We start from the raw sequence: 6,060 nt of genomic DNA on the forward strand, positions 1-6,060 counted from the left end.
CGATTATTTTAGTAGATAAACTAAAACAGAGGAGTGGTACTAAAAATGTCCAACTGGGAAACAAAGTTCACGAAAAAAGGGTTTACTTTCGACGATGTCTTATTGATACCAGCAGAAAGTCACGTGTTACCAAACGAAGTGGATATGAGCGTACAATTAACAAAAAATATTAAGTTGAATATTCCGATCATCAGTGCAAGTATGGATACTGTTACTGATAGTAAAATGGCAATTGCCATGGCAAGACAAGGCGGATTAGGTGTTATTCACAAAAATATGACGATCAGTCAGCAAGCCGATGAAGTACGTAAAGTAAAACGTTCTGAAAGTGGTGTGATCATTGATCCTTTCTTCTTAACGCCACAACATCTAGTAGCAGATGCAGAAGAACTAATGAGCAAATACCGTATTAGCGGAGTGCCAATCGTTGAAACTTTAGAAAACAGAAAATTGGTTGGTATTATTACGAACCGTGATATGCGCTTTGTGACTGACTATCATATAGCAATCAATGATGTGATGACAAAAGAAAACTTAGTAACAGCCCCAGTAGGTACTTCTCTAAAAGATGCAGAAAAAATTCTGCAAAAACATAAAATCGAAAAATTACCGATCGTTGACGATGAAGGTCGCTTGAGTGGTCTGATCACCATCAAAGATATTGAAAAAGTGATTGAATTTCCTAACGCAGCGAAAGATGAACATGGACGTTTATTAGTTGCTGCTGCTGTAGGTGTGACAAGTGATACTTTCGAACGTGCCGGCGCATTGTTAGAAGCTGGTGTAGATGCAATCGTTATTGATACAGCACATGGACATAGTGCTGGTGTCATTCGTAAAATCCAAGAAATCCGTTCAACCTTCAAAGATGCAACGCTAATTGCAGGGAATGTGGCAACAGCCGAAGCAACAAAGGCATTGTATGATGCTGGTGTGGATGTTGTAAAAGTAGGGATCGGACCTGGTTCGATTTGTACGACACGTGTCGTAGCTGGTGTGGGTGTACCACAATTAACAGCGATTTATGATGCTGCTTCTGTGGCTCGTCAATACGGAAAAGCAATTATTGCAGATGGTGGTATCAAATATTCTGGCGATATCGTCAAAGCATTGGCTGCTGGCGGACATGCGGTGATGTTAGGAAGTATGTTGGCTGGTACAGATGAGTCACCAGGTGAATTTGAAATTTTCCAAGGACGTCGTTTCAAGACTTATCGTGGTATGGGTTCATTAGGCGCAATGGAAAAAGGTTCGAAAGATCGTTACTTCCAAGGAAGCGTCAACGAAGCCAATAAATTGGTTCCAGAAGGAATCGAAGGGCGCGTAGCTTATAAAGGAAGCGTTGCAGACATCATTTTCCAAATGATCGGTGGGTTAAAATCTGGTATGGGTTATGTAGGAGCAGGTAATTTGAAACAATTACGTGATGAAGCACAATTTATCCAAATGAGTGGTAGCGGATTGAAAGAATCACATCCACATGACGTACAGATCACAAAAGAAGCACCGAACTATTCAGTTGAATCTTAAGTCGTAACAGAACAGATTGGCTACAAGACATAAGAAAGGATTTCCCAGACGTTGCTCTTGAATTTCTGTGAAATCTCGACTTTGTTTTCAGAGAAGCTACTTGTAGGAGACTGTTATCTTGAGTCAGTTCGACTGCTTAAATTGAATAAAAAAGTGAGTCATTCGAAAATAATTTAAAACGCCCCGCAAAAGTTAGATTTTTGGTCTGATTTTTGCGGGACGTTTTTTGTCTGTAGTTTTGAGATCACGTAGTGTGTATCAGTTTTTGCGTAGCACACGAACGTGCAAGCTTGAATAGTTGTCTTAAAGGCTAATTTTATTTGATGATTTTCAAATTCCCCATGTAAGGAACAAGTGCTTCAGGAACTGTGACAGAACCATCTTCATTTTGATAATTTTCAAGAATAGCTGCCACTGTTCGGCCAACAGCTAAACCAGAACCGTTTAGTGTGTGTGCGTAATGGATTTTTCCATCTTCATCACGGTAACGGATCATTGCGCGACGTGCTTGGAAATCTTCGCAGTTTGAACATGAGCTGATTTCACGATACGTATCTTGGGCTGGGATCCAAACTTCTAAGTCATAAGTTTTGGCAGCTGAGAAGCCCATATCTCCAGTTGATAAAGCAACTACACGATAAGGTAAATGCAATTTTTTAAGAATATCTTCTGCATCAGCTGTCATTTTTTCAAGTTCTTCATATGAATGTTCTGCATCAGAGAATTTGACCATTTCAACTTTATTGAATTGGTGTAGGCGAATCAATCCACGAGTATCTCGACCAGCACTTCCTGCTTCAGAACGAAAAGCTGGACTAAGGGCAGTGAAATAGATCGGCAGGTCTTGACCGTCTAAAATTTCGTCATTGTAATAGTTTGTTAACGGAACTTCTGCAGTCGGGATCAGTGTCAAATCTGTATCCTCTAATTGGAAAACATCCTCTTTGAATTTAGGGAATTGTCCTGTACCAAACATTGCACGACTGTTTACCATGTAAGGAGTGATCATTTCAGTATAACCATGTTCATAAATATGTTGATCTAGCATAAAGTTATAGACGGCACGTTCTAAACGAGCGCCCAATCCCTTGTAATAAACAAAACGGCTACCTGATACTTTTGCTCCACGTTCAAAATCTAAGATGCTAAGATTTTCAGCGATTTCCCAATGAGGTTTAGGTTCAAAAGAGAAGTTACGAGGTTCATTCCAACGACGCACTTCGACGTTGTCGTCTTCATCTTTTCCGATAGGGACAGAATCATTTGGTAAGTTTGGCAAAGTAGTTGCAATTTCTTTTAATTTTTCATCTACTTGTGCGACTTCTTCGTCAAGGGCTTTGATATTTCCCCCAACTTCTTTCATTTCATTGATTTTAGCGGTAGCATCTTCTTTGTTTCTTTTTAGTTGTGCAATTTCACCAGAAACATCATTACGGTATTTCTTCAGTTCTTCACTTTTGACAAGTAATTTTCTACGATTTTCGTCAAGTTCCATAAATTCAGCTAACGTTTCTTTTTTCACGCCACGAGTCATTAGTTTTTCTTGTACATAGTCAAAATTTTGGCGCATCATTTTTACATCTAACATTCCTATTCCTCCTTAGTATAAATAAAAAAGACCGATCCATCCCAATGTATTCTTGGGACGAATCAGTCTAACATTCGCGGTACCACCCGAGTTCAACACATGATCAGTGTTGCTCTTGCTAACAGATAACGGCTGTTTGCCGACCTTTCTTATTTCGAAAGGTACACGTCATAGAACTGGAACTTCCAAATTATTTTTTACTGATTTTCAGCAGCCATCAGCTCTCTTGAAAAAAATAAAATGTACTGGGTTCTGTGTTTCATCGATTATCCATGATTGTAATAAGAATATCGGATATTTTAGCGTTCGTCAATGGTTTCCTAGCTTTCAATGGGTAACTTTTCATTTTTTCTTAGTGGCAAGTGCATGATAAAAGAGGTCCAATGTTCATCTGATTTGGCATAGATGTACCCACCATGTAGAGCAACGATGCTCTGGGCGATTGCAAGACCTAATCCTGTTCCGCCAGTTTCTTGCGAACGTGATTCTTCAACACGGTAAAAGCGGTCAAAAAGGTTATCGATCGCTTGTTGAGGAATCATCGCCCCATTGTTTTTTACAGTTGCAACTACTTCTGAACCGATTTTTTCAACCTCGATCACGATTTTTGTTGCACCTTTTCCGTACTTTAAAGCGTTCGTCAGTAAATTATTGAAGACGCGGACTAATTTTTCAGTATCTCCATCCATGATCAGAGAATCCACTTGGCTTGTCACAACGATTTGAATATGTTTTTTGGAAGCCTCTAATTCAAAATCAGCTGCTAATTGCTCGATTAGTTGGATCAAATCAAAAGCAGAAAAATTAATAGGGACGGCTGGTTGCCGAACCTTTGTGTACTCAAAGAGGTCGTCTACCAGTGATTTCATTTGTTTCGCTTTGATGTAAGCTGTGTGTGTATATTTTAAAATATCTTCTTCTGTTTGATATTGCCCGTCTTCGATCAGACCAAGATAACCAATAATCGATGTTAGAGGAGTGCGTATATCGTGACTGACGTTGGTGATCAATTCATCTTTTGATTTTTCGATCTTACGTTCATCCTCAATGGCTGCGACAGTACTGTCTACTAAACCATTGATACTAGTGACTACCCGACTAAGGTCACCGCTCAGTTCAAAAGGAATTCGGTGGTCATAGTTACCATTTGCGATATAATGCAGTTCACTGATGATGTGTCGCAGCTGCATTTGACGATACCGACGAATCAGTCGCCAATATAAGACACCAATATCTAAAAGAAAGAAGAGAGGAAAGATAAAGTTTCGGCCATTCCAAAATAAATCGCTATTCAAACGTTCAGCAAAAATGTTTTTTGAATCCCAAATGGCATTTGTCAATGAAGGGGAACTACTGATTACTGAACTAAGAACAACCAATATTGCGACATTTAATAGAAGAAGTAAGATAACTGTGATGATTCCTTCTGCTAATAATTCGCTGATTTCTTTAGAAGTCAAGTTGATCCGCCGACGCTTTTCTGTACCTCTTGTTTTATCGTGCATCAATTTTATAGCCCACTCCCCAAACGGTTTGAATGACTTTTTCTCCACCAGTTGCTTCTTCAATTTTATCTCTTAAGTGACTTACGTGTACCATGACTGTTTTAGCAGAAACAATACTTTCCTGTTTCCACACACGTTCAAAAATCTCATCTGCGCTGAATACGCGGTTTGGGTGACTTGCTAATAAATAGAGGATTCCAAATTCTAATGCTGTTAATTGGATCTCTGTACCATCAATCGTTTTTACTTCATGTGAATCTTTATTGATGATCAAAGAATTTACTTCTAATATATCTGGTTGGTCAGGGGTAACTTGCATTTTTGTCCGACGAAGTAATGATTTTACACGAGCCATTACTTCCAAAGGATTGAATGGTTTAGTTACATAATCATCAGCACCTGCTACCAGACCTTTGATTTTATCCATATCTGTAGTTTTAGCTGTAAGCATGATGATCGGGATCTGTGATTCTTTACGCAATTCTTTTACTACTTGCATTCCATCCATTTCAGGCATCATGATATCCAAGATAAGCAGTTCGATATCGGGAATGGTACGGATTTTTGATAAGGCTTCTTTTCCGTCATAAGCTTTCACAGCTTCATAGCCTTCGTTGTGAATATAGATACTTAGTAATTCAACGATTTCTTTATCGTCATCAGCAATTAATATTTTCATCGATCGTTCCTCCAAGATTATAATGTAGCTATTTACTATATATATTAGCAAAAAAAAGCGTAAATAGATAAAAGCAACACTTTGTTAACAAAAATTTTAGAAGGTTCAGGAAATAACTATGTACCAAAGAAAACAAAACCTGAACATTTAATGGAAATCAAGGTAAATAAAGGCTAAAAAAAACGAAAATACGAACATTGAAAAGCAATTAGAGGGGAATGGTCGAATATGCTATAAATGTTGATAAAACAGCATTTTCTTATTGACTTTCTATTTTGATGTTGGTATATTATTATGTGTTCGAAAGAGCGCGAAACACTTCACAAATAACTTAAAAAAGTTCTTGACGTGTGGGTGACCACATGATAAGATAACTAAGTCGTTTGAAAAGAACCTATTGAAAAGCTTGATCTAATCAAGAAAAACTTCAAAAAAGTTCTTGACAAATAACAAAAGATAAGTTATGATATACGAGTTGCTGGAAGATTTCTAAAAACGAAATCGAAAATAACTTTTAAAAAACAGTTGACATTCACTTGTCACTCTGATATGATATAAAAGTTGCTACGGCAATTCAAGTAGACCTTTGAAAACTGAACAAAGTAAGACAAACCAAATGTGTAGGGCGTCTTGATTGATTCAAGACAACAAACATTTTTAACAAGCAAGCAATATGCTAGCAAACAAATTGAGCTTAACAATCGCAAGATTGTTCTAACTTTTATTATGAGAGTTTGATCCTGGCTCAGGACGAACGC

4 protein-coding genes and 1 other annotated feature are annotated in these 6,060 nt (G+C 37.9%); of the genes, 1 reads left to right on the plus strand and 3 read right to left on the minus strand.

All coding sequences use genetic code 11. The annotated features are described in order from the left end of the window. The first annotated feature begins 45 nt into the window (after positions 1-45). Positions 46-1,530 (plus strand): IMP dehydrogenase, encoded by a 1,485-nt coding sequence (guaB, locus tag FGQ66_RS02195; protein WP_005875762.1) that lies wholly within the window; start codon positions 46-48, stop codon positions 1,528-1,530. 316 nt (positions 1,531-1,846) lie between these two features. Here the strand turns inward: guaB and serS are convergent, their stop codons facing one another. The 3 genes from serS to croR form a co-directional block, all read right to left on the minus strand. Then, positions 1,847-3,118, minus strand: coding sequence for a serine--tRNA ligase (gene serS / locus FGQ66_RS02200; RefSeq protein ID WP_138301543.1), 1,272 nt, complete (start codon positions 3,116-3,118; stop codon positions 1,847-1,849). 50 nt (positions 3,119-3,168) lie between these two features. Then, positions 3,169-3,381 (minus strand) — a binding site (T-box leader). A 57-nt stretch (positions 3,382-3,438) separates the two neighbouring features. Next, positions 3,439-4,623: a sensor histidine kinase gene (locus tag FGQ66_RS02205; protein WP_005875753.1), complete on the minus strand. Its 1,185-nt coding sequence runs from the start codon at positions 4,621-4,623 to the stop codon at positions 3,439-3,441. Beyond that, positions 4,613-5,302: a response regulator transcription factor CroR gene (gene croR / locus FGQ66_RS02210; RefSeq protein ID WP_005875751.1), complete on the minus strand. Its 690-nt coding sequence runs from the start codon at positions 5,300-5,302 to the stop codon at positions 4,613-4,615. Before croR ends, FGQ66_RS02205 begins: the two co-directional genes overlap by 11 nt. Positions 5,303-6,060 lie beyond the last annotated feature (758 nt).

The sequence above is a fragment of the Enterococcus sp. BSD2780061688st2 D3 genome (assembly GCF_005844145.1).
GTDB lineage: Bacteria > Bacillota > Bacilli > Lactobacillales > Enterococcaceae > Enterococcus_B > Enterococcus_B durans.

Coding starts and splice junctions, on each gene's coding strand:
- guaB (WP_005875762.1), top strand. CDS start 46: ATGTCCAACTGGGAAACAAAGTTCACGAAAAAAGGGTTTACTTTCGAC.
- serS (WP_138301543.1), bottom strand. CDS start 3,118: ATGTTAGATGTAAAAATGATGCGCCAAAATTTTGACTATGTACAAGAA.
- FGQ66_RS02205 (WP_005875753.1), bottom strand. CDS start 4,623: ATGCACGATAAAACAAGAGGTACAGAAAAGCGTCGGCGGATCAACTTG.
- croR (WP_005875751.1), bottom strand. CDS start 5,302: ATGAAAATATTAATTGCTGATGACGATAAAGAAATCGTTGAATTACTA.